Below are 20,380 nucleotides of genomic sequence, written 5' to 3'. Positions count from 1 at the left end.
AAACTTAAAAAATGGAAATTACAACCGTAAGCGCTATATCGACTTTTGAGCAGGATATTGACGAAGGCCTGACAGCACCTTTTAAAACCATATCATCAAAATATTTTTACGATGATCTGGGCAGCGTCATTTTTCAGGATATTATGAAAATGCCTGAATATTATCCGACGCCCTGCGAATTTGAGATTTTGTCGTTGCAGGGAGAGGATATTCTTAGAAAATTAAACTTTGAAGAGCCTTTCAATATCATAGAATTTGGTGCCGGAGACGGTATCAAAACCCGTCAGTTGCTGAAAAAACTGATCGAAAAACAGGTAGATTTTACTTACGTTCCAATCGATATTTCGCAGAAAGCGATTGATGAACTGGAAACCAATATGCTTGATTATTTGCCGGGATTAAAAATAAAATCGCTGGTTGGCAATTACTTTACCATGATGGAAGAGTTGTTTTCGTTGGAGAAGCCGGGATTGTTTTTGTTTCTTGGCAGTAATATCGGGAACTACCAGGACCAGGAGGCCAATGATCTGCTTGGACAATTTAATCAGCATATGAAAACGGGTGACAAGCTGCTGATCGGTTTCGATCTTCGAAAAAATCCGGCTGTCATTCGGGATGCTTATGATGATAGTCAGGGGATTACGAAAGCATTTAATATGAACTTGTTACAGCGTATCAATAGAGAATTAGGAGGCAACTTCAAGAAAGAATTTTTTGATTTTTATTCACATTACAATCCGGTCAATGGTGAAGTAAGAAGTTATTTAGTGAGTTTGAAACAGCAGGATGTTTACATTGCCAATTTAGACAAGTCTTACGCTTTCCGACAAAATGAACTGATATGGACAGAGTTGTCTAAAAAATATTCGCTTTCTGAAATAGAAAATCTTGCCGGTAATAACGGCTTTGAGCTGATCGAAAATTTTCTTGATTGCAAGCATTATTTTACGGACAGTTTGTGGACGAAATAACGAAATTTTATCTATCGATTATTAAGGGCTTTGCTTTACCGCAAGGCCTTTTGTATAAAAGATCGTTTGTAATATAAATTTACACAAACAGCTTGTGACAGATTGTTTAATTTTGGTGTTGTGCTGATTATATGACTTGTTTCGCTTAAAAGTAAATCAAATCCTAAATTTCGATTGTCATGAAGGAATTCGCCACAAAGGAGGTTACAGTAGAAGATTTAAAGGTTATTGAATCTTTAAAAGAGGTGCCTGACGAACAGCTACAATGGTTTATTGATGAAAGTGAACACCGTATTTTAGAAGAAGGCGAATTTTTTGGTAAGATCAACGATCCAATTGTCTACACGCACATCATCCTTCGCGGACGTGTTGAATTTTACAGGATGCAGAATAATCAAAAGCTTTCTGTCTCAGATGTAGGCGGGGGCTCAATTACTGGTCTGTTACCATTTTCCCGTGCTAAAAATTTTTTTGCGAACGCTGTCTGTCTTGAAGAAACGGAAGTAATTTCGTTGTCGAAAGACAAGATGAGAGATCTTATTCAGCTCAACTATGAATTGACGCAGGTATTTGTCCACGTGATGGCTTCGCGCATCAAAGAGTTTACAGAGCGTGAACAGCAAAGTGAGAAAATGATGGCGCTTGGAAAACTTTCCGCCGGGCTTGCACATGAGCTCAATAATCCGGCAGCGGCAATTGTACGTGGCTCAGCTTCTCTCGAAAAACATTTGCAATGTTTGCCGGATGCTTTTAAACAATTAATTTCAATTCGACTGGATACGGCTGATATCGAAAGTGTAAATAGTAAAATTCATAAAGTACTGGATAACAAGGAACGTCCTGTCCTGACTATGATGGAACGTGCAGACAGGGAGGATGAAATTTCTGACTGGCTGGATTCGCAGGAGGGGATAAAAAACGTCTATGACATGGCCGAAAATTTTGTAGAATTCGGGCTCTCTATAGAGGATTTGGAAGAGATTAAAACGTATATTCCGGAAGGGAAATTATCTCCGTTGCTGATCTGGATCAACAATAGTTTTACCACAGAACGGATGGTATCGGAAATTGGGCTGGCATCAAAAAGAATTTCGGAACTGGTCAGTTCTGTAAAGACTTTTACACACATGGATGGTGGCGGCGATAAGGTGTTTGCTGACATCCGTACTGGCATCAGAAATACGATGATTATGCTCAATTATAAAATTAAAAAGGCGAATATAACTGTCATCGAGGATTATGATGAAAGTCTTCCGCCTGTTAAAGCCATGATCGGCGAGTTAAATCAGGTGTGGACGAATTTGATCGATAACGCTACGGATGCTTTGGAAGGAAGAGAAAATCCCGTATTGACATTGAAAACAAGACGCGACAGAGAATTTGTATGTGTTTCGGTGATCGATAATGGTGCCGGCATTTCGGATGATATTAAGAAAAAAATATTTGATCCGTTTTTTACTACAAAAAAAATCGGTCAGGGAACTGGTTTGGGACTTGATGTAGTTACCAGAATTGTAAAGCAGCACAAAGGGACCATCACGGTGGATTCCGTTCCCGGAAGAACTGAGTTTGTGGTTTGTTTTCCAATCAACGGATAATTAGCTTTAAATAGAAAAACTACGATATATGGGTTTGCCGATTATTTTTTCAATTGATGATGATGCGCAGGTTTTGAGAGCCATCACCCGCGACCTAAAAACGAAGTATCGGGATACTTATCGCGTTTTGAGCACATCGTCTGTAAAGGAGGCTTTGGATAGTTTGCTTGATTTGCAAAATAAAGGCGAAGAAGTTGCTATTTTCATATCAGATCAACGAATGCCTGAAATGCAGGGCGTTGATTTTTTACAGAAAGCAAAAAAGATTTTTCCGGATGCAAAACGGGTTTTGCTGACTGCCTATTCGGATACCGATGCAGCGATTAAGGCGATTAATGATGTGCAGCTTGACTATTACCTGATGAAACCGTGGGATCCTCCTGAGGAAAAATTGTATCCGGCAATTGATGATTTGCTAAACGATTGGCAGGCGGATTATCGCCCTGATTTCAAAGGCCTTAAAGTACTTGGTTATCAGTTTTCCCCAAAATCGCATCAGATAAAAGATTTCCTTTATGGCAATTTGATTCCCTATTCCTGGATGGATATCGAGTCAAGTGACCAGGGAAAGCAGATTTGTTCGACCAATAATTTCGAAACTGCCGATTTTCCCGTTGTCATTTTCGAAGATGGCTCGCTGCTTAAAAATCCGTCTGTACTTGAAATTGCATCAAGGATCGGATTGAATGCGACGGTTAAACAGCAGATTTATGACGTGATCATCATCGGAGCGGGACCTGCTGGTTTGGCTGCTTCCGTATATGGCGCTTCGGAAGGACTGAGTACTTTGCTGATCGAAAGAAGAGCTCCGGGCGGACAAGCTGGAACGAGTTCAAGAATTGAGAATTATCTTGGATTTCCATCTGGTCTGAGCGGTGCAGATCTTGCCCGAAGAGCAGTTACCCAGGCGACAAGATTTGGTACGGAAATTCTTTCACCTCAGTCTGTAAAAGAGATTAAAGTGAAGGACAAGTATAAAACCATTGTGCTGGAAGACGATACCGAAATCAATGCAAAGGCGGTTGTTATTACGACAGGTGTTGATTATCGTAAATTGGAAACTAAAGGGATCGAGGAATTTACCGGAAAGGGGATCTATTATGGTGCTGCAAATACGGAAGCCACTTCATGCGGCAATAAGGAGGTTTATATCTTAGGAGGAGGAAATTCGGCAGGACAGGCGGCGATGTATTTGTCCAAATTTGCGAAACACGTTTATATTCTGGTGCGCAAAAATGACCTGAGCTCATCCATGTCTTCCTACCTGATCGATCAGCTTTCGACGACTGAAAATGTTCAGATTTTAGGTTGTACAGAAATCGTTGAGGCTTGCGGAAATGGTCATTTGCAGGGTTTGAAACTTATTGATTTGAATACAAGCGAACAACGTTCGGTTTCTGCCGATGCCTTATTTATTTTTATAGGTGCAAAGCCATATACAGATTGGATTGGCCTTGAAATTATTAAAAATAAAAAGGGATTTATTGAAACAGGCCGAGAAATGCATAACTACGGCGAGTTTAAAAAAGTCTGGAAGGCAGACCGCGATCCTTACCTTTTGGAGACAAGTTCTCCTGGTATTTTTGCCGCCGGCGACGTGCGTGCGGGGGCTATGAATCGAGTTACTTCTGCGGTTGGAGAAGGTTCTATGTCAATTAGTTTGGTTCATCAATATCTAAGCGAAATATAATGGCAGATCAGATTTGCAGTCATATCAGTGCGATCACTGAAATTAAAACCGCGCAAAAGCGTGAATGTGAAGAGTGTGTGAAAACGGGCGGAACATGGGTACACCTGCGCACCTGCCAAACTTGCGGGATTACGCTGTGCTGTGATGATTCACCATCAACGCATATGACCAAACATAACCACGCGACCGGCCATCCGGTAATAAATTCAGCTGAGCCTGGTGAGTATTGGCTATGGTGTTATGAAGATGAATCCTTTGCAGAATATAATTAAGAATTAACTACAAAAAGGGGCTGAAAATTCGAAATTATTCAGCCCCTTTTTATAATCCCGAAGGGATGAAATTATTATAGAAAGAACATTAATGATCCACAACCGAAACCCTGAAAGGGTGACAGAGCGCTGCTAAGAAACCCTTTTAATGCTACAACAATCCAAGCAAATCTCCCTTGCTCAACGATTTCAAAATCGAAGTATCTGTTTTTACAATGTCATTGGCAAGATCTCTTTTTGAATCCTGCATCTTCATGATTTTTTCTTCCACCGTATCCGGACAGATCAAACGAACGGCAACAACATTTTTCTTTTGGCCTATACGGTAACTTCTGTCAATAGCCTGATTTTCAACAGCCGGATTCCACCATGGATCGATCAGATAAACATAATCTGCTTCGGTTAAATTAAGGCCGACACCTCCGGCTTTTAAGCTGATCAGAAAAACCCGGACATCGGAATTGTTTTGGAAATTATTGACCTTCTCAGCACGATTTTTAGTTTGTCCCGTTAAATATTCGAAATTTATGTTTCTTCCGACAAGCTCCTTTTTGACCAGATCCAGCATTTTTACAAATTGAGAAAAGACGAGAATTTTATGCCGTGGCGCCTTGGTTTCAATTTGTTCGATTAAAACTTCAATCTTCGCAGACGAATCCCCGTAATATTCCTGGTCATTGATCAAAGAAGGCGAGTTGCAAATTTGTCTGAGTTTTGTTAACCCGGCAAGAATATTCATACTGTCGCGCGCCAAATCGCCTTCCTGTTTTGTAAGCAAAAAATTTCTGAATTCATTGGAATATGAATCGTAAACTTTTCGTTGTTCAGCACCCATTTCACAGTAGATCACCATTTCCGTTTTGTCCGGCAATTCTGTCGCAACCTGCTGTTTTGTTCTTCTCAGGATAAATGGATTTACTTTTTTCTGTAATTCTCTTGCGCGTTTACTGTCTTCAAAACGGTCAATTGGAATCGCATAATGATTTTTAAACTGAATTTTGTTACCCAGCAAACCCGGACAAGCGAAAGAAAGCTGACCGTAGAGATCGAAAGTATTATTCTCAATCGGTGTTCCCGTCAGGACAATTTTATTTCTGGAATGAAGCAACCGCGCCGCTTTGTAACGTTGCGATTCGGGATTTTTTATGGCCTGCGATTCATCAAGAAATATGTAGTTGAAATGATAATCTTTCAAAAACTTAATATCAGAAAGTAATGTGCCATAAGAAGTCAAAATGATCTCATACGCATCAAACTCCTGATGATTTTTCACCCGGCTCGATCCGTAAACCGTATGGATCTTTATGGATGGTGCAAATTTCTGAACCTCGGCCTGCCAGTTGAAAATCAGGGAAGTCGGAACGATGATCAGATTGGTATTCTGATGACCTTTCTCTCGTTGCGATAAAATAAAAGCGATCACCTGTATTGTTTTCCCCAAACCCATATCATCTGCCAGGCAGCCTCCGAAACCGAATTCGTCTAGGAAATTCAGCCAGTTTAGACCTTCTTTCTGGTATTCACGCAGTGACGCGTGTAAATCTTTTGGGACTTCAACCGGCTTGATCGACTCAAAATCTGTGAATTTGGAAGCATATAACATCAGCTCATTTTTCACCGGCTGACTCAAAACCTCGTCATCATATAATTCCATAATACCGGAAAAATTGATTTTTGGGGTACGGATTTCTTCGCCCACAACCTCGCCTGTCTCAAAATATCTGGCAAACTTATCAATCCATTCTTCGGGCAAAATGCCAAGTGTTCCGTCGCCAAGCTGAACAAATTTATTTTTATTACGAATGGATTTATGCAGATGTCTCAGTGAAACTGTTTCCTTCCCAAACTTTACCTGAATTCGGGTATTAAACCAATCTGTTCCGCTGTTAATGCTAAGAGAAACAGTGGCTTTGTTCTGATTTAACTTGTTGTTATTTAATTCATTAAAACCTAAAATTGTTATATTCTGATTCCGCCATTCTTCGAAAACATCGAGAAACCAGCCTTCATCCAAAAACCTGTTCTTGCTTAAATAGAAATGATCCGCACCCATCTGATCATAAAAATCGGGATGTTGCCTTAATAAAGTCGCCGTAAACTGAACTTCCAGCTCTTCATCACGTTCCACCGTAAAGGGCCGCCCCTTACTGTCCGTGGAATAAATCTGCTTTTTGGATAGAACTGGAATTTCAACATTTCCGTAACGCATAACCGGCGTGATCAAAATATAATTATCCAGATCAGACAGATAAATCAATTGTTCGTTTTCCCTTTCAAAACCATTTTCTTTTAATTGTTTCTGTGTTGCAGGTTTTAGGTAAGCATAAGTGACCCGGATTTTATCTTCAATTTTTGAAAGAACGGTATGATGAAATTCTTCAAATTTGCTCTCGTGTACCAGGATCTCGTTGTTGTTTTGTTTGAAAAATTCAATCACGCGCAAAATGTCTGGATTCTCGATCAGATGCATGGTGTCATTGATCACGACAAAATAGCTATATCTGATTTTAAGGATTTCCAGCGCGAATGGCTTGCCGTCAACGATCAGCTGTCCGGAAAGTTCATGAAATTTATCCTTTACATCAACCAGTAAGTGAAGATCAACAGGCAATGCCCGCATCTGAACGGGAATCAGGGACGCTGCCGAAATACGTTCCGAAACTTTTATGTCGTGGTAAAAGGCCGGTAATTTTAATGGATTTTTTACGAGTGATTTTAGTCCGTCGATATCTGAATCTGACTTCCCGGACCGGTACTGATTCTGAAATTTGGATACGCCGGTAAAGAATTTTAACTCTTCGGCATTGTCGAGTTTCCAAATAAAATCCAGCGGATTAATTGAAATCAATGGATTTTTCAGCTTCCCGTCTTTTGTGGTTTGTGCCTCAAACAGTTCTACGTAAAAATGATCGTAATATTTATGCTGGCCGAAAACGACGATCATCTTTGAAACGTCTTTTGAGTCCGAGTTTTTTGGTAAGAGCGGGTTTTGCCTGGGAACCAGATTTTCTTTCAGGTAGGTTTTTGTAGTATCATTTACTGCAAAAAGCTGTTTTAATTTTGGTTTTATTTCAACCGATTTATTCGCATGTTCCAGCCTGAAATATTCATCCAGATTAGGCTCATTTTCCAGCCCATAATCGATCGCAATAAGTTTTACCTGCGCGAGCCGTAGCTTTTCGTCGAAAAAAATACGCAGATCTTTCCGATCCATCACGTTATATAAAACCTGAACCTGATGTTCACAAGGCATCTTTTTCTCCGCGCCGCAAGGGCAGGATAGTATTACGGCATTTTCAGATTGTTTGATTGAAACGATGAGGTCCATTGCCGGAGATGGAATGGAAAATGTGGCGAAATTTATTTCAATGACCTTTGGTAAGATGTCAAAAAAACCTCTCCGACCTGTCTCAGTTAGTGAAGAACTATACTTTAAAAGGAAAGCATGGTCCAACGCCGAAACATTGAAATTTTCAAAAATATATTCGTTCCGATGATATTTTAATTCGTTGACCCGCTCGATTATACCCGGTTTTTTCAGCATTCGTTTTTCGTTTCCTCAAATTAATTAAGACTGGAAAGCTATCTCCAATGGTCGAAATTAAGTTTATTTGAAGAAAATATAAGCAAGCTAAAAGTGTTATTATATTAAAGAAGCAGCAAAACCGGATGCTGTTTTCAAACGATTTCCTATCTAGAACAGACCGTTAAAGTAAGATCGGCCGAAGTATTACAGTAAATTCCAGTTATGAGAAAACTAAATTATTTCCATTTTTTCTATTTGTTAACATTTTTCCTTCTCACGATATGTCCAAATTCTTACAGTCAACAAACAGTTACAGATAGTGTGGCCGTGTCAGATTCCGTTGCGCTGTCTACGATTCCAAAAGATAGTATTGTGGCCCCACCAATTCTTTTCAAACTTGATACAATAACGTACCGATTTATTGGAGATGGAAATTTTACGAGCGGTAATGTGAACCGCAGTTTAATGGTGCTTCGGGCAGAAATTATTACGACTGGTCCCGTGCTTTCGATTGCTACCAATCCGCGTTTTACGTATGGTAAGCAAAACGGTATACTGGCCGAGCGGGATTCTTATGTGGATTTGTTTGTCGATGTTTTCAAAAAACGAAAAACGTATGTCTTCGGGCTGGGGACTTTGGAAACGAGCAATCTTCGTGGAATTACAATGCGGATCATGGGTGGTGCCGGTATCGGTTACCGTTTGTTGAATACTGAAAAAAATAAAATATTATTGACAAATGCACTCGTGCACGAATCGACCAACTTTCGTGAGCTGCCCACTAAAAGCATCCAGCGAAATTCTTTCCGTGTCAAAGGAAAACATTCTTTTGCGAAAGACCGGTTCAGGATCAACCATATCACGTTTGTACAACCAGCGCTGACGGATATCTCAAACCTGCGCTGGAATACTGTAATATCTGTGGAATTTCCGGTCAACAAATGGGTCGCGCTCAGAACGAGTTACGAAAACTCTTACGAAAATCTTGTTGAAGCGGGTAGAAAAAGAAATGACTCACGTATCACGTTCGGTATTTCGGTTGGCAACAGACAATAGAATATCTTTGATTTTTCTATGCGGGAATCAGCAAATGTTTCTTAGTTTAAAACTTTCAAACCTAACCCTTATCAAATGAACACATTGTTTAAAAAACCGAAATATAAGAACACTGTCCTTTCTCTGTTAGCTGGAATCGCTTTGACGACTTCTGTTGTTTCCTGCGGCACAAAGGAAAAGGAAACGGAAAAAATAGCTGAAACCAAGCCAGTCATTATTGGTTACGTAGGCGGTTTTCATGGACTTGTCAATACCGATGAAATTAAGGCGAACCAGCTGACGCATATCAATTATGCTTTTGTCAATGTGCAGGACGGGAAAGCTTTTCTGACCAACGAAAAAACGGATTCAACCAATTTCAGAAAACTGAATCTGTTGAAAAAGATCAATCCTGATCTTAAAATTCTGATCTCGATTGGCGGATGGGCGTGGAGCGAAAACTTTTCTGACGCGGTTTTGACGGATAGTTCAAGATCGAAATTTGCAAAAAGTTCAGTTGATATCATCAAAAAGTATGAACTCGACGGCGTCGATATCGATTGGGAATATCCTGCGATGCCTGGTGAAGAGGGGAACGTGTTTCGTCCGGAGGATAAGGAGAATTTCACACTGATGTTCGAAGCGATCAGAAAAGAACTGGATTTACTTGAAAAAGAAGAGGGAGATAAAAAACTTTTGACAACGGCCGTTGCTGGCTGGGAAGAATTTATTCCGCATTCGGAAATGGGAAAAGCGCAGCAATATCTGGATTTTGTTAACCTGATGACTTATGATCTTTTCTCAGGCGACACGGTGGTGCATCATGCGGCCCTATATGCAACGGACAAATTCAAAACAAGAAAATCTGCCGATAATGGCGTGAAAGCTTACATGAATGCAGGCGTTCCTGCTTCGAAAATCGTGCTTGGTATTCCATTTTATGGCCGCTCATTCACTTTGGCGAAAGACTCGAAAACGATACTGGGTGAAAACTCTGTTGCAAAGGCTTACATCGATGGGTATAGCTATATCAAAGACAGTCTGGTTAACAAAAACGGCTATAAGGAATATCGTGATGAAGCTGCAAAAGCTCCCTATCTGTATAATGAAAAAACTAAAGTGTTTATTGGATATGATGATGAAAAGTCGGTTGCCGGGAAATGTAAATATGTGCTTGATAATAAGTTAGGCGGCGTGATGTTCTGGGAATACAACTCAGATCCGAAAGGTTATTTGCTGGATGAGATTAATAAATCATTCAAATGAAAATATTCTTTTTTGTTATTGTTGGGTTTTGTCTGCTGATAAGTAACATTACTTCCGGACAGAAAAAATCTGCTTTCAAGGTGTTGGCCATCGCTGAAAATGGTGGCCATCATATTCAGTATTCGAAAGCTGCAAAAGTCTGGCTCGATAAGCTGGCGGAGAAAAATAATTTTACCGTCGACTATATTGACAATACTGAAAAAATTAATGATGCTTTTCTAAGCCAATATCAACTGTTCATCCAGCTCGATTTTCCTCCTTATGCCTGGACACCGACCGCAGGTGTTGCATTTGAAAAGTATATCAAGGAGGGGAAAGGCGGCTGGATCGGTTTCCATCACGCCACTTTGCTGGGGGAATTTGACGGTTATCCGATGTGGAACTGGTTTTCAGAATTCATGGGTGGAATCCGTTACAAAGATTATATTTCCACTTTTACTTCCGGGAAAGTGAACGTGGAAGACAGAAAGCATCCGGTTATGAAAGGTGTTCCGGCATTTTTTAAAGTCGGTAAAGAAGAATGGTATACCTATAATAAAAGTCCACGGCCAAATGTAAAGGTGCTGGCCAGCGTAGATGAATCTTCCTACAAACCGGATTCTAAAATAAAAATGGGGGATCATCCGGTTGTATGGTCTAACCCGAAATTTGCAGCCAGAAATGTTTACATTTTCATGGGTCATTCTCCGGATCTTTTTGAAAATGAGGTTTATACAACCATGTTCAAAAATGCCATATTTTGGGCTGCCGGTAAATAGTATGTCTTTCTCAAAATCATCTTTTCCAGAAATTATATCATCCGATAATTTTGGGAAGGGTGGTTTTGTTTATCGTATAGCGTACATAGGTCTTGGCTATACTAATTTTCCATATGCACCATTTTTTGTTGAAAAAATCTACAAACAAAGGGACAGAAAATATTTACACCTGATTTGTTTTGTGATAATTTATCAGGCTTTCCTAAGTGTTGTACTATTTACCTAACAAAAGGTAATTCGGTTATTGCTACTGTGTTAGCATCAAAACGATAAATTTCGATGGTCTTTGAGCTGGAACAGATAGGATGCTGATGACAGAGTAAAGATGGCTGATCTGCAAGACGGCCATTTTTTTTGTGCCCAATATTTGCAGAAAAGTAACGGTATGATTTTTGTTTAAGTATATGGGTGGTTTCAACTTCGAAACAAGACTTAATTACTATCCAATGTAAACTAAATCAATTATCTGAATTTCTTTACTCACCTGCCACTTATGAACAAATCTCAACGAAGCTATGAAACATGCACCCATTGGCGCATTTTCGTGATTATGAAAAAAGTTTTACCGCTTATTTGTCTATCCATTTTTTTGACAGAATATTCGGCAGCACAAATAACACCAGCCCAACGCGATTCCATACCTGCGCCAATGCAGGATTCTGTCAGAAGCCAAAATTTAAAAATCGATTCGACTCTGACCTCCACGCTCAAAGATACGTTGGTCAAGCCCGTCCCTAGAACCGACTCCATTTCCCCAACCCGTCAGAATTTTGATCCGCTTTTAAAACCCGCCGCAAAGATTGATACCGTTGCAAATCCTGCCGGGAGAAATGATTTAATATCAAAACCCGTTGAAAAGTCCGATACGTTAAATAAATCCGTTACGGAAAATGTAACATCCCAAGTCGGAACGGACAGTGTTGCCGGCCCCGGAGCAATAGCTACAAAAGGCAGGGTGATTGATGAAGCCGGTGAAGGTTTGCCTGGCGTGAGTGTGTTGGTAAAAAATACAAAAATCCAGACGGTGACGAATCCTGACGGACTTTTCAATATCCGGGTGCCTGACGAAAAATCGGTACTGGTATTCAGTTATGTCGGTTTTACAACACAGGAAAAAGTTGTAAAGCGGCAGACCAATTTCAATATCTCCCTTAATCCGGAAGCAAAAGCACTGAAAGAAGTGGTCGTTGTTGGATACGGAACGCAGAGCAAGCGCGATCTCGCCAGTTCCACATCAAGAGTTGCTGCACAGGAAATAAAAAGTGCGGTCGTGAATACGCTTGACCAGGCTTTGCAGGGCCGTGCGACCGGAGTTCAGGTGACCCAATCGTCGGGTGAGCCAGGCGCGTCAACGGTGGTACGTATTCGCGGGAATAATTCTCTGAGTGGAAACAATGAACCTTTATATGTCATCGATGGTTTTCCGATGCCTCCATACCGCGAGGCGAGCGCAAACTTCACAGGTGCGTATGAGCAAAACGGATTATACGGAATAAATCCGAATGACATCGAAAGCATGGAAGTTTTGAAAGATGCTTCTGCCACGGCAATTTATGGTTCGAGAGGTGCGAATGGCGTCGTGCTGATTACCACAAAAGCAGGTAAACGGGGAGCTGGCAGAGTGGAGCTTGTGAATAAAACATCCTTCGGATCCATTGCAAAACCCATCAGGATGATGAACGGGAGGCAGTATGCCGAAATTATCAATGAATCTTATCGTATAACGGACCGGCCTGAGCCATTCAGAAATTTGGATAGCGCCTTCACAAATACCGACTGGATTGGGGCAATCACCCAGCCAAGTTTTCGTCAGGATGTTACGTTAAGTGTGTCGGGAGGAAGTCAAAAGTCTTCGTATTATATTTCCGGGAATTATCTTTCAGAAAAAGGTACACTTATCAATTCAGATAATAACCGGGCAAGTCTGCGTGTCAATGTGAATAATGAAGTTACGAACTGGTACACGCTTAAAGGACAATTATCACTGGTGCGTCAAAAATCCAATCGGGCAATAACTACTGGTCATGCCTGGCCAAATTCGGGCGGTTTGATGGATGGTTTAAGAGCTGCTCCAATTATTGATCTTAATTATTTAGGTAACAATTCATTGGGTGTTCCGGGCTTTGTTGGTACTTATTTTGCGAACCCATATAATGAGTTAAAATCCAAAACAGACATTTCCAAGAATGATTACATCATTGCTAACCTGGAAAACTGGTTCAGGATTGTCGATGGCTTGCAGCTTGTTGTAAGCCTTGGGACGAATCAAAACCTCACCAGGAGAAATGCATTTATGCCCCCAACGACCGCAGAAGGGCGTGTCGTGAATGGTAGTGGAAGTAATTCCATGTCGAATACATATAGTTATAACGTAAATGCATACTTTCTTTATGAGAACACTTTCAATAAAGATCATTATTTAAATGCCACGTTGGGCGCCGAATACAATGACCAGACTGTTGAATTTTTAAATACGGTTTCAAGCGGATATGATGTGCCGTTTTTTGGAATTGATAATATCGGAAGTGCGCATAATCAGAGTATCAGTTCTTATAAAGAAGGAAGAAGATTGCAGTCCGGATTTTTTCGAGGCAATTATTCGTACAAAGGAAGGTATGTTTTGAACACGTCTATTCGAATGGATGGGGCGTCTCCATTTGCTGCAAACAAAAAATATGGAATCTTTCCTGCCGTTGCGCTTGCCTGGAATATTGATCAGGAGCCTTTTATGGAAAATGTCAAAGCCGTTTCCAATTCAAAAATCCGAGCTTCATTTGGTGAAACCGGCAGCCAGGCAATCAGTCCCTATTCCTCACTTGCGCAATTTTGGAGTGCTTTTTATGAAATGGGTAATGAAGGAAACATTGCTACAAGCCTTTATCCGACCTCGATTGGAAACCCGAATTTATCCTGGGAAAGAACCCGTCAGCTGAACATTGGCTTCGACTTTAATACAGCAAATGACCGTCTCGTGGTGAGCTTTGATTACTACAATAAAAAAACGATGGACCTGCTTCAATACCGGGTCGTTCCTGCTCAGTCGGGCGTGACGAGTATCATAGATAATTATGGAAATATGCGAAACAAGGGCGTTGAGCTGACCTTGCAGGCAAATCTGATCAAAAGAAAGAATATCCAGTTTTCCACACGGTTTAATATTTCAAGAAATGTCAACACGCTGATAGATCTCGGAGATAAAAAAACGCCGGATTATGTAGCGATCAATGGAAACCTGCTGGGTGGAATATCCGGAATTTTAATTCCAGGGCAAGAGGTTGGACAGTTTTTTGGATATAAAATAGTGGGTCTCGCGCAGAAATCCGATTTTAACGCGGAAGGCGAACCGACCTATCCTTATGCCAGCCTTTCGACTGAGATTCCGGGTTCCTGGAAATATCAGGACACCGACGGGAACGGTATCATCAATGCGGAAGACCGCCAGATTCTTGGAAAATCAAATCCTGATTTTACGTTCGGTTGGACCAATGATTTTGCCTGGAAAGGGTTTTCGGTTAACGCGTTTTTTACAGGTTCAGTCGGAAATGATGTACTCAATCTTACCAGGTTTTATTTGAATAATGGTATCGTAAATTATTCCGGAATAGCATTTAACCAATCAGAAGACTGGTATCAAAAGCGCTGGACGGAATCCAATCAACACAATGATCCGCTTTATCCAAGTACGCAGCGTGGCCTGAGCTCCTCGGATATTAATTCGACAATGCTGGAAGACGGAAGTTTTATTCGTCTAAAAACGCTGACACTTTCTTATACATTTCCAAAGTTGGGGGTAATTCAGAATCCGCGTTTGTTTGTCACAGGAACCAATATTGCCACTTTTACAAAATACAAAGGGTTTGATCCGGAAGTAAGTTCTTTTAATCAGTCGTTGCTTCAGCAGGGAATTGATTATGGAGCTTATCCAGCGCAACGTTCATATACCATTGGTTTTTCGTGCAATTTTTAAGTGAAATTCGATATTAAAAGTTGAAAATATCTCATTCTCAATTTGATCATTCAAAATATGAAACTTAAAATATATATATCAGCACTGCTGCTCTCCATACTTGGCTTGCAGTCATGTAAAGATTCTCTCGACGAAGTTCCGTATTCGTCCTTAAACCAGGACCAGGTTTTTGCTGATGAAGAAGGATTAAAAAAGGCGACACTTGGTGTGTATCAAAGTTACACTGCCGCAAATTACAACGACATTGTCAACCGTTTCATTCTGAGCGAGTCAGGGCATCGGTATGCTACCGCAGGAATTTTTGGAGCTGGTGCTGATCCATTTTACCGATTCGGACATTTACCAAGAGAGGATGCCTTTAATTCCATTTGGAGCCGGTTTTATAAAATCATTTTCCGGGCAAATTCTGTCATTGAAAATGCAAATAAAGCTGTCGAGGATCCGGAAATTGCCAATACATATATTGCAGAGGCCAGGTTTCTCAGAGCTTATGCTTATTTCAACCTGGTGCGTTATTTTGGCGGTGTTCCCCTGATAAAAAATGCAATCACATCCCTTGAACAATCAGACCTGATCTATGCGCCAGCGTCAACTATTGACGAAACTTATGCCTTCATTGTTGAAGATCTGACATTCTCGGAAAATAATCTTCCTGATCGTTGGACAGGTGCGGACATTGGCCGGATTTCTGCCGGGACTGTTAAAGCGATACTTGGAAAAGTATATCTGCACATGGCCGGCAAGCCTTTGAACAAAGTAGAATATTTTCAGACAGCCGCTGATAAACTGGCAGAAGTGGTCGGAACGGCAAATGAAGCGAAGCATAATTTTACCTTACTCGACAATTTTGCTGATGTGTTTTCTATAAATAATGAACGTAATCAGGAGATCGTTTTGTCTTTCGGATATTTTGCAAATGAGTCTAATCCCAATGGGAATTTCTTTCCGTTTTTCCTTTTTCCACAGGGGTTGCAGAATGGAGATGAGCAGACTACTTATGGTTTAACATACAGTTTCTATAAACTCTTTGGGCCAGGCGATACGAGAAGAGACTTTACTCTGGTCGAAAGGTACCTGTACAAAGGAAGCCCCAATTTTGCCGCAGTTGCGGGTGATAGTGTCATTTACGATTCTACAGTGAATGTTTACAAAAATAAAAAAAACGGAATGTATATGGGTGACACAACCACTGGATATGGTCTTGCTTATGGAAAACTCGCCAGAGTTCCCAGAATCGCTGGATCTCCGGCGCAGGGTTATAATTCCGATTTGATCGAAATGCGTTTTTCGGATGTCTTGTTATGTTATGCAGAAGCATTAAATGAATCAGGTAAACCGGCGAATGCTTTGCCGATTTTGAATCGGGTGAGAGCAAGGGCAAAAGCGGCTCCTTCAAAAGCGGCTGCTGCTGCTGAACTTCGTGCTGCAATTCGTACTGAAAGAAGATTGGAGCTTACAGGGGAATTCACTACTGTTTTTGACATCAGAAGGTGGGGGACTTTGCGCGAAGAAATTGCGGCGATAACGCCCGACCAGATTGTGGGAGCCAGGTTGACGCCTTATGATCCGAAATTCGAGATATATCCGATTCCGCAACCTCAACTGGACATTAACCCAAATTTAAAACAGAACTCAGGCTGGTAAAATTCGGGTTTTGGTGGGCATGGTTATTTTAACTGTACAAATCATTATGACAATGCTTAAATTTCCAAAATTGAGATATCATGAAACAGACCATAAATCCCGGTGAGACATCCGAAGAAACAGTAGTGAGCCAGGGCCACCAGTATCCGGATCCGATTAGTCCTTCTGAAACGCCTCCTTTTGATCCAAGACCGGAGTATCCTAATCCGGAAATTCCACAGGAAACGCCACCTTGGGAAAGGCAACCCGAAACACCTCCAGTTGAACCAGAACCAGAATTGCCGCCGGTAAGCCCGGACGCACCCGAAATTACGCCGGAACCTCTTCCAGGTAACGAACCAGACGAGCCCTTGATGGGAATATCCTGATAACTATATATTGAAAAAGGAGCCAATTGTAAAAATTGACTCCTTTTTCGTTATACAGTTATTTCTATTCTATAATAGTAATCGGAACTTTCAAAATGTTTTGATCTTTCGATGATGATTTTGGGAATTTCTTAGTTACCAGACTTACGAACTGGTTATCCCTGGCTTCCACTGAATCATATACCCAAATTCCAACCTTGATTTCGTTTGAATAAAAAGTGATCAGATATTTTGCCAATTCACTTTCTGTTGGTTCTTCCTGTGATTTAATAAAATAGTCTACACGGTCAATATTGAAGGCGAAATTCTGGCCTTCAAGATGAAAAAAATTAGCCATAATGTTTGTTAATTGTTATTTTGTTGATTTTCAGAAATGGCTTAATCAAAGTTAATCCCTGTGATGTGAAGGCAAGAATAGACAAATGGCTAGATGTTTAAGATAGTCATTCAAATTTGATTGAGCCATTTGATCAAATATACAATTTTTATCAATAGAAATAACCAACTGTTTCATAGTCATGCCTGTAATTACAGTAAAGTTTCCAGAATACGCCGTGAAGTTGTGCTTTTAGAATTTATCGAAATTATTTAATAGTTTTTGGAATATTTTGATAATCAAGGCATTACTTTTTATATAATTTTACGTACTATACATAAACTCTTTAACCAGCACCTTTATAAGGATGTATAGAATAAAGTTTGTAAAATTGTAGAATAGATTTGCGGCACATTGTCGCTATATATTATGGACAAAGACCAAAAGAAAATAAAATATCAACAACTATTTCTTTCTGAATTGAGAAAGACTCATTTCGGGGAGAAAAAAATTGAGGATGCACTTCGCGAAATGGAAACAAGATCGAATCTGGAAAAACTAGCGAAAGCCTTGAAAGATATCTGGAAAAGAGCAGACGAAAATATTAAAGAGCTGGAAATTTCATTTCCAAAAGCAGAAATTAAAACTCCGGTTTTAGGGATTGATACCACAAAAGGATGGGAAAGTAATGTTTCATTTGAACCCTTAAAAAGAAAATCACAAAAAACTGACATGGAAAAGAGGCACACGGATATTTCAGATCTGCAAAATCTTCAAGTGATATCTTACGATCACCTGGTAGCATTGGTCGGCGAGCTAGATATCGACCAGGTCAACGAGATTATGGCATCTGTTGCCGGAGAAGAAAAAAATAACCATCAATATTTAAGCAAACTGGCAGAAAAGCTCTTAAAAGACAAGGATTTGAAAAAAGTACCGGATTCGAAACCCTGATACATTTTCCTGAACATCAGTATCCATACCAGTCGGTCCACCATTGTTGAAGTTTCCGGCGTATCTCTTCCTCGCGGGCATTATTCCCAGGCTCAAATAGTTTAGTACCTTTCAATTCTTCAGGCAAAAAATTCTGTTTCGCAAAGCTGCCTTCAAAGTCGTGCGAATATTTATATTCCTTTCCATAACCAATTTGTTTCATCAATTTTGTGGGAGCGTTTCTTAAATGGAGCGGAACTGGTAAATGCGCTGTATTTTTGGCAGCTTCCATGGCGTCCGCAATGGCCAGATAACTTGCATTACTTTTCGGAGATGTCGCCAGATAAATTGCCACTTGCGACAAAATAATTCTGCATTCAGGATAGCCAATCACATTCACCGCCTGCATACAGGCATTTGCCATGATCATCGCGGTGGGGTTTGCATTTCCAATATCTTCGGAAGCCATAATCAGCATCCTTCTTGCAATAAAAGACGGATCTTCTCCGGCAACAATCATCCGGGCCATCCAGTAAACGGCACCATTGGGATCGCTGCCTCGCAAGGATTTTATAAATGCGGAAATAATATCGTAGTGCTGTTCGCCGGATTTATCATATCGGGCAATATTTTGCTGCGCTACTTCTGTAACCCACTCATCTGTAATTTCAATTTCTGCTACATCGCCCTTACCTAACACAACGAGTTCGAGAAGATTTAAAAGTTTTCTGCCATCACCGCCAGAAAGCCTTAATAAAGCATCATATGAAGTGAAGGTTATTTTTTTCTGTTTCAGCCATTCGTCTTTTTCAAGTGCACGGTTGATAATTGCTTTTAATTCATTTTCACCAAAACCTTCAAGGATATAAACCTGACAACGTGAAAGCAAAGCGGAATTTATTTCAAAAGATGGGTTTTCCGTCGTCGCGCCGATCAGCGTAACCTGACCTTTTTCCACTGCTCCGAGCAAAGCGTCCTGCTGATTTTTGTTATACCGGTGAATTTCGTCAATAAATAAAATCGGTGGGAATAGACCGGAAGGCCGTGCCAGCACTTCCCGTAACTCTTTCACTCCTGAGTTAATCGCGCTTAAATTATAAAACTGTCTTTTAGTAGCGTCGGACAATAATAAGGCAAGTGTGGTTTTTCCGACCCCCGGAGGGCCCCAGAAAATCATGGAGGGAATTGTATTTTGTAAAATGGCCCTTCTTAATGGTCCGTTTTTGCCAAGTAATTTTTCCTGTCCGATATAATCATCAAGTATGCGTGGACGTAGTCTTTCGGCAAGAGGCGTGGCAATTGGTGATATCATGTGTTGAGAATGTAATTTTTGTTGATGTAATTTAATAACAAAAAAAAAGCGTAACACATTGTTACGCTTTCTGTCAAATGTAAAAATATTTTCAAATCAGAATGTAAGTCGGTCTAGTGTCATTTGTTTTTTTAGATTTCCCAACGCGCCAAATACAAGGTTATATACCGATTGTATGTTGATTTTCATCAGGTCGGCAATTTCATGATTGTTAAGATTCATGTAAAATTTCAGGAAAATCGCTTCACGCTGGCGGCGGGGCAACCCGTTAATTGCTACATTTAAATGTTGATTTGTTGAGTCAAATTCTTCCTCAGAAATCATTTGATTTTCATGAGAAGGCGTGTGAATGTGCCAGTATTCCACGGGAATATCCTCATTGCTGGTGTGTTTCTGCTGCGCATTCAAATGGCGAACCAATTTTCTCTTGATCGACGCCATAAGATAAAACCGAACAGATGTGGTGTCACCCAGCGTTGTTCGGTTTCTCCAGAGTTCCACAAATAAATCGTGAATACAATCCTTAATTAATGGCTTATCAATCGTAAACTGAGAGCAGTATTGGTAGAGGATGTGAACGTACGACCGATAAAGGCATGCATAGGCGTTCTCGTCTCCTTTTCTGAACTGGTCCCAAAAACAAAGTTCTTCTTCTTGTTTGTAGCGTAAGTGAGCCATCGTAAGGTTAGGAATTAACTAAGGTTAGGAATGATAAATTAATAAG

Annotated in this window: 15 protein-coding genes; 11 read left to right on the top strand and 4 right to left on the bottom strand. The window is 40.5% G+C overall.

Annotated elements, in window-relative coordinates; all coding sequences use genetic code 11:
• Positions 1 to 11 precede the first annotated feature (11 nt).
• The 4 genes from AC1XUO_RS11195 (at position 12) to AC1XUO_RS11180 (ending at position 4,531) form a co-directional block, all read left to right on the top strand.
• A complete protein-coding gene (locus tag AC1XUO_RS11195) occupies positions 12 to 971 on the top strand; it encodes an L-histidine N(alpha)-methyltransferase (RefSeq protein ID WP_483329866.1) in 960 nt (319 codons plus the stop codon).
• 179 nt (positions 972 to 1,150) lie between these two features.
• Positions 1,151 to 2,569, top strand: coding sequence for a sensor histidine kinase (locus tag AC1XUO_RS11190; protein WP_483329865.1), 1,419 nt, complete (start codon positions 1,151 to 1,153; stop codon positions 2,567 to 2,569).
• A gap of 28 nt (positions 2,570 to 2,597) precedes the next feature.
• Positions 2,598 to 4,259 carry an FAD-dependent oxidoreductase gene (locus AC1XUO_RS11185; RefSeq protein ID WP_483329864.1) on the top strand — a complete coding sequence of 554 codons (1,662 nt, stop codon included), beginning with the start codon at positions 2,598 to 2,600 and terminating at the stop codon, positions 4,257 to 4,259.
• Positions 4,259 to 4,531 carry a UBP-type zinc finger domain-containing protein gene (locus AC1XUO_RS11180; RefSeq protein ID WP_483329863.1) on the top strand — a complete coding sequence of 91 codons (273 nt, stop codon included), beginning with the start codon at positions 4,259 to 4,261 and terminating at the stop codon, positions 4,529 to 4,531. Before AC1XUO_RS11185 ends, AC1XUO_RS11180 begins: the two co-directional genes overlap by 1 nt.
• A gap of 151 nt (positions 4,532 to 4,682) precedes the next feature.
• Here the strand turns inward: AC1XUO_RS11180 and AC1XUO_RS11175 are convergent, their stop codons facing one another.
• Entirely contained in the window at positions 4,683 to 8,075 is a 3,393-nt protein-coding gene (locus tag AC1XUO_RS11175; RefSeq protein WP_483329862.1) for a DEAD/DEAH box helicase, read from the bottom strand.
• Between the two features lie 204 nt (positions 8,076 to 8,279).
• Here AC1XUO_RS11175 and AC1XUO_RS11170 point away from each other — a divergent pair, with 204 nt between their 5' ends.
• From AC1XUO_RS11170 to AC1XUO_RS11145, 6 genes are all read left to right on the top strand, one after another.
• Entirely contained in the window at positions 8,280 to 9,113 is an 834-nt protein-coding gene (locus tag AC1XUO_RS11170; protein ID WP_483329861.1) for a DUF481 domain-containing protein, read from the top strand.
• A gap of 75 nt (positions 9,114 to 9,188) precedes the next feature.
• Complete coding sequence (locus tag AC1XUO_RS11165) at positions 9,189 to 10,358, top strand: glycoside hydrolase family 18 protein (RefSeq protein ID WP_483329860.1); 1,170 nt, start codon at positions 9,189 to 9,191, stop codon at positions 10,356 to 10,358.
• Positions 10,355 to 11,116 carry a ThuA domain-containing protein gene (locus AC1XUO_RS11160; protein ID WP_483329859.1) on the top strand — a complete coding sequence of 254 codons (762 nt, stop codon included), beginning with the start codon at positions 10,355 to 10,357 and terminating at the stop codon, positions 11,114 to 11,116. The genes AC1XUO_RS11165 and AC1XUO_RS11160 overlap by 4 nt, the downstream gene beginning before the upstream one ends.
• Positions 11,117 to 11,666: 550 nt before the next feature.
• Positions 11,667 to 15,083 carry a SusC/RagA family TonB-linked outer membrane protein gene (locus AC1XUO_RS11155; RefSeq protein WP_483329857.1) on the top strand — a complete coding sequence of 1,139 codons (3,417 nt, stop codon included), beginning with the start codon at positions 11,667 to 11,669 and terminating at the stop codon, positions 15,081 to 15,083.
• Between the two features lie 57 nt (positions 15,084 to 15,140).
• The gene (locus AC1XUO_RS11150; protein ID WP_483329856.1) at positions 15,141 to 16,727 is read left to right on the top strand and encodes a RagB/SusD family nutrient uptake outer membrane protein; all 1,587 of its coding nucleotides are present in this window, start codon (positions 15,141 to 15,143) and stop codon (positions 16,725 to 16,727) included.
• A gap of 80 nt (positions 16,728 to 16,807) precedes the next feature.
• Entirely contained in the window at positions 16,808 to 17,095 is a 288-nt protein-coding gene (locus tag AC1XUO_RS11145) for a hypothetical protein (RefSeq protein WP_483329855.1), read from the top strand.
• A gap of 64 nt (positions 17,096 to 17,159) precedes the next feature.
• Here AC1XUO_RS11145 and AC1XUO_RS11140 read toward each other — a convergent pair whose 3' ends face one another.
• The gene (locus AC1XUO_RS11140) at positions 17,160 to 17,432 is read right to left on the bottom strand and encodes a hypothetical protein (protein ID WP_483329854.1); all 273 of its coding nucleotides are present in this window, start codon (positions 17,430 to 17,432) and stop codon (positions 17,160 to 17,162) included.
• A gap of 408 nt (positions 17,433 to 17,840) precedes the next feature.
• On the opposite strand from AC1XUO_RS11140, the gene AC1XUO_RS11135 reads away from it, so the two are divergent.
• On the top strand, positions 17,841 to 18,365 hold the full coding sequence (locus tag AC1XUO_RS11135; protein WP_483329853.1) for a DUF892 family protein: 525 nt from the start codon (positions 17,841 to 17,843) through the stop codon (positions 18,363 to 18,365).
• A gap of 16 nt (positions 18,366 to 18,381) precedes the next feature.
• On the opposite strand, the gene AC1XUO_RS11130 is transcribed toward AC1XUO_RS11135, so the two are convergent.
• Positions 18,382 to 19,653 (bottom strand): replication-associated recombination protein A, encoded by a 1,272-nt coding sequence (locus tag AC1XUO_RS11130; RefSeq protein ID WP_483330396.1) that lies wholly within the window; start codon positions 19,651 to 19,653, stop codon positions 18,382 to 18,384.
• A gap of 99 nt (positions 19,654 to 19,752) precedes the next feature.
• Positions 19,753 to 20,334, bottom strand: coding sequence for an RNA polymerase sigma factor (locus AC1XUO_RS11125; protein ID WP_483329852.1), 582 nt, complete (start codon positions 20,332 to 20,334; stop codon positions 19,753 to 19,755).
• Positions 20,335 to 20,380 lie beyond the last annotated feature (46 nt).

It is taken from the genome of Dyadobacter sp. HNCC25DJ186 (genome assembly GCF_056895235.1).
The sequence above is the reverse complement of the archived record's forward strand: the minus strand, read 5'-3'. Positions and strand labels throughout refer to the sequence as shown.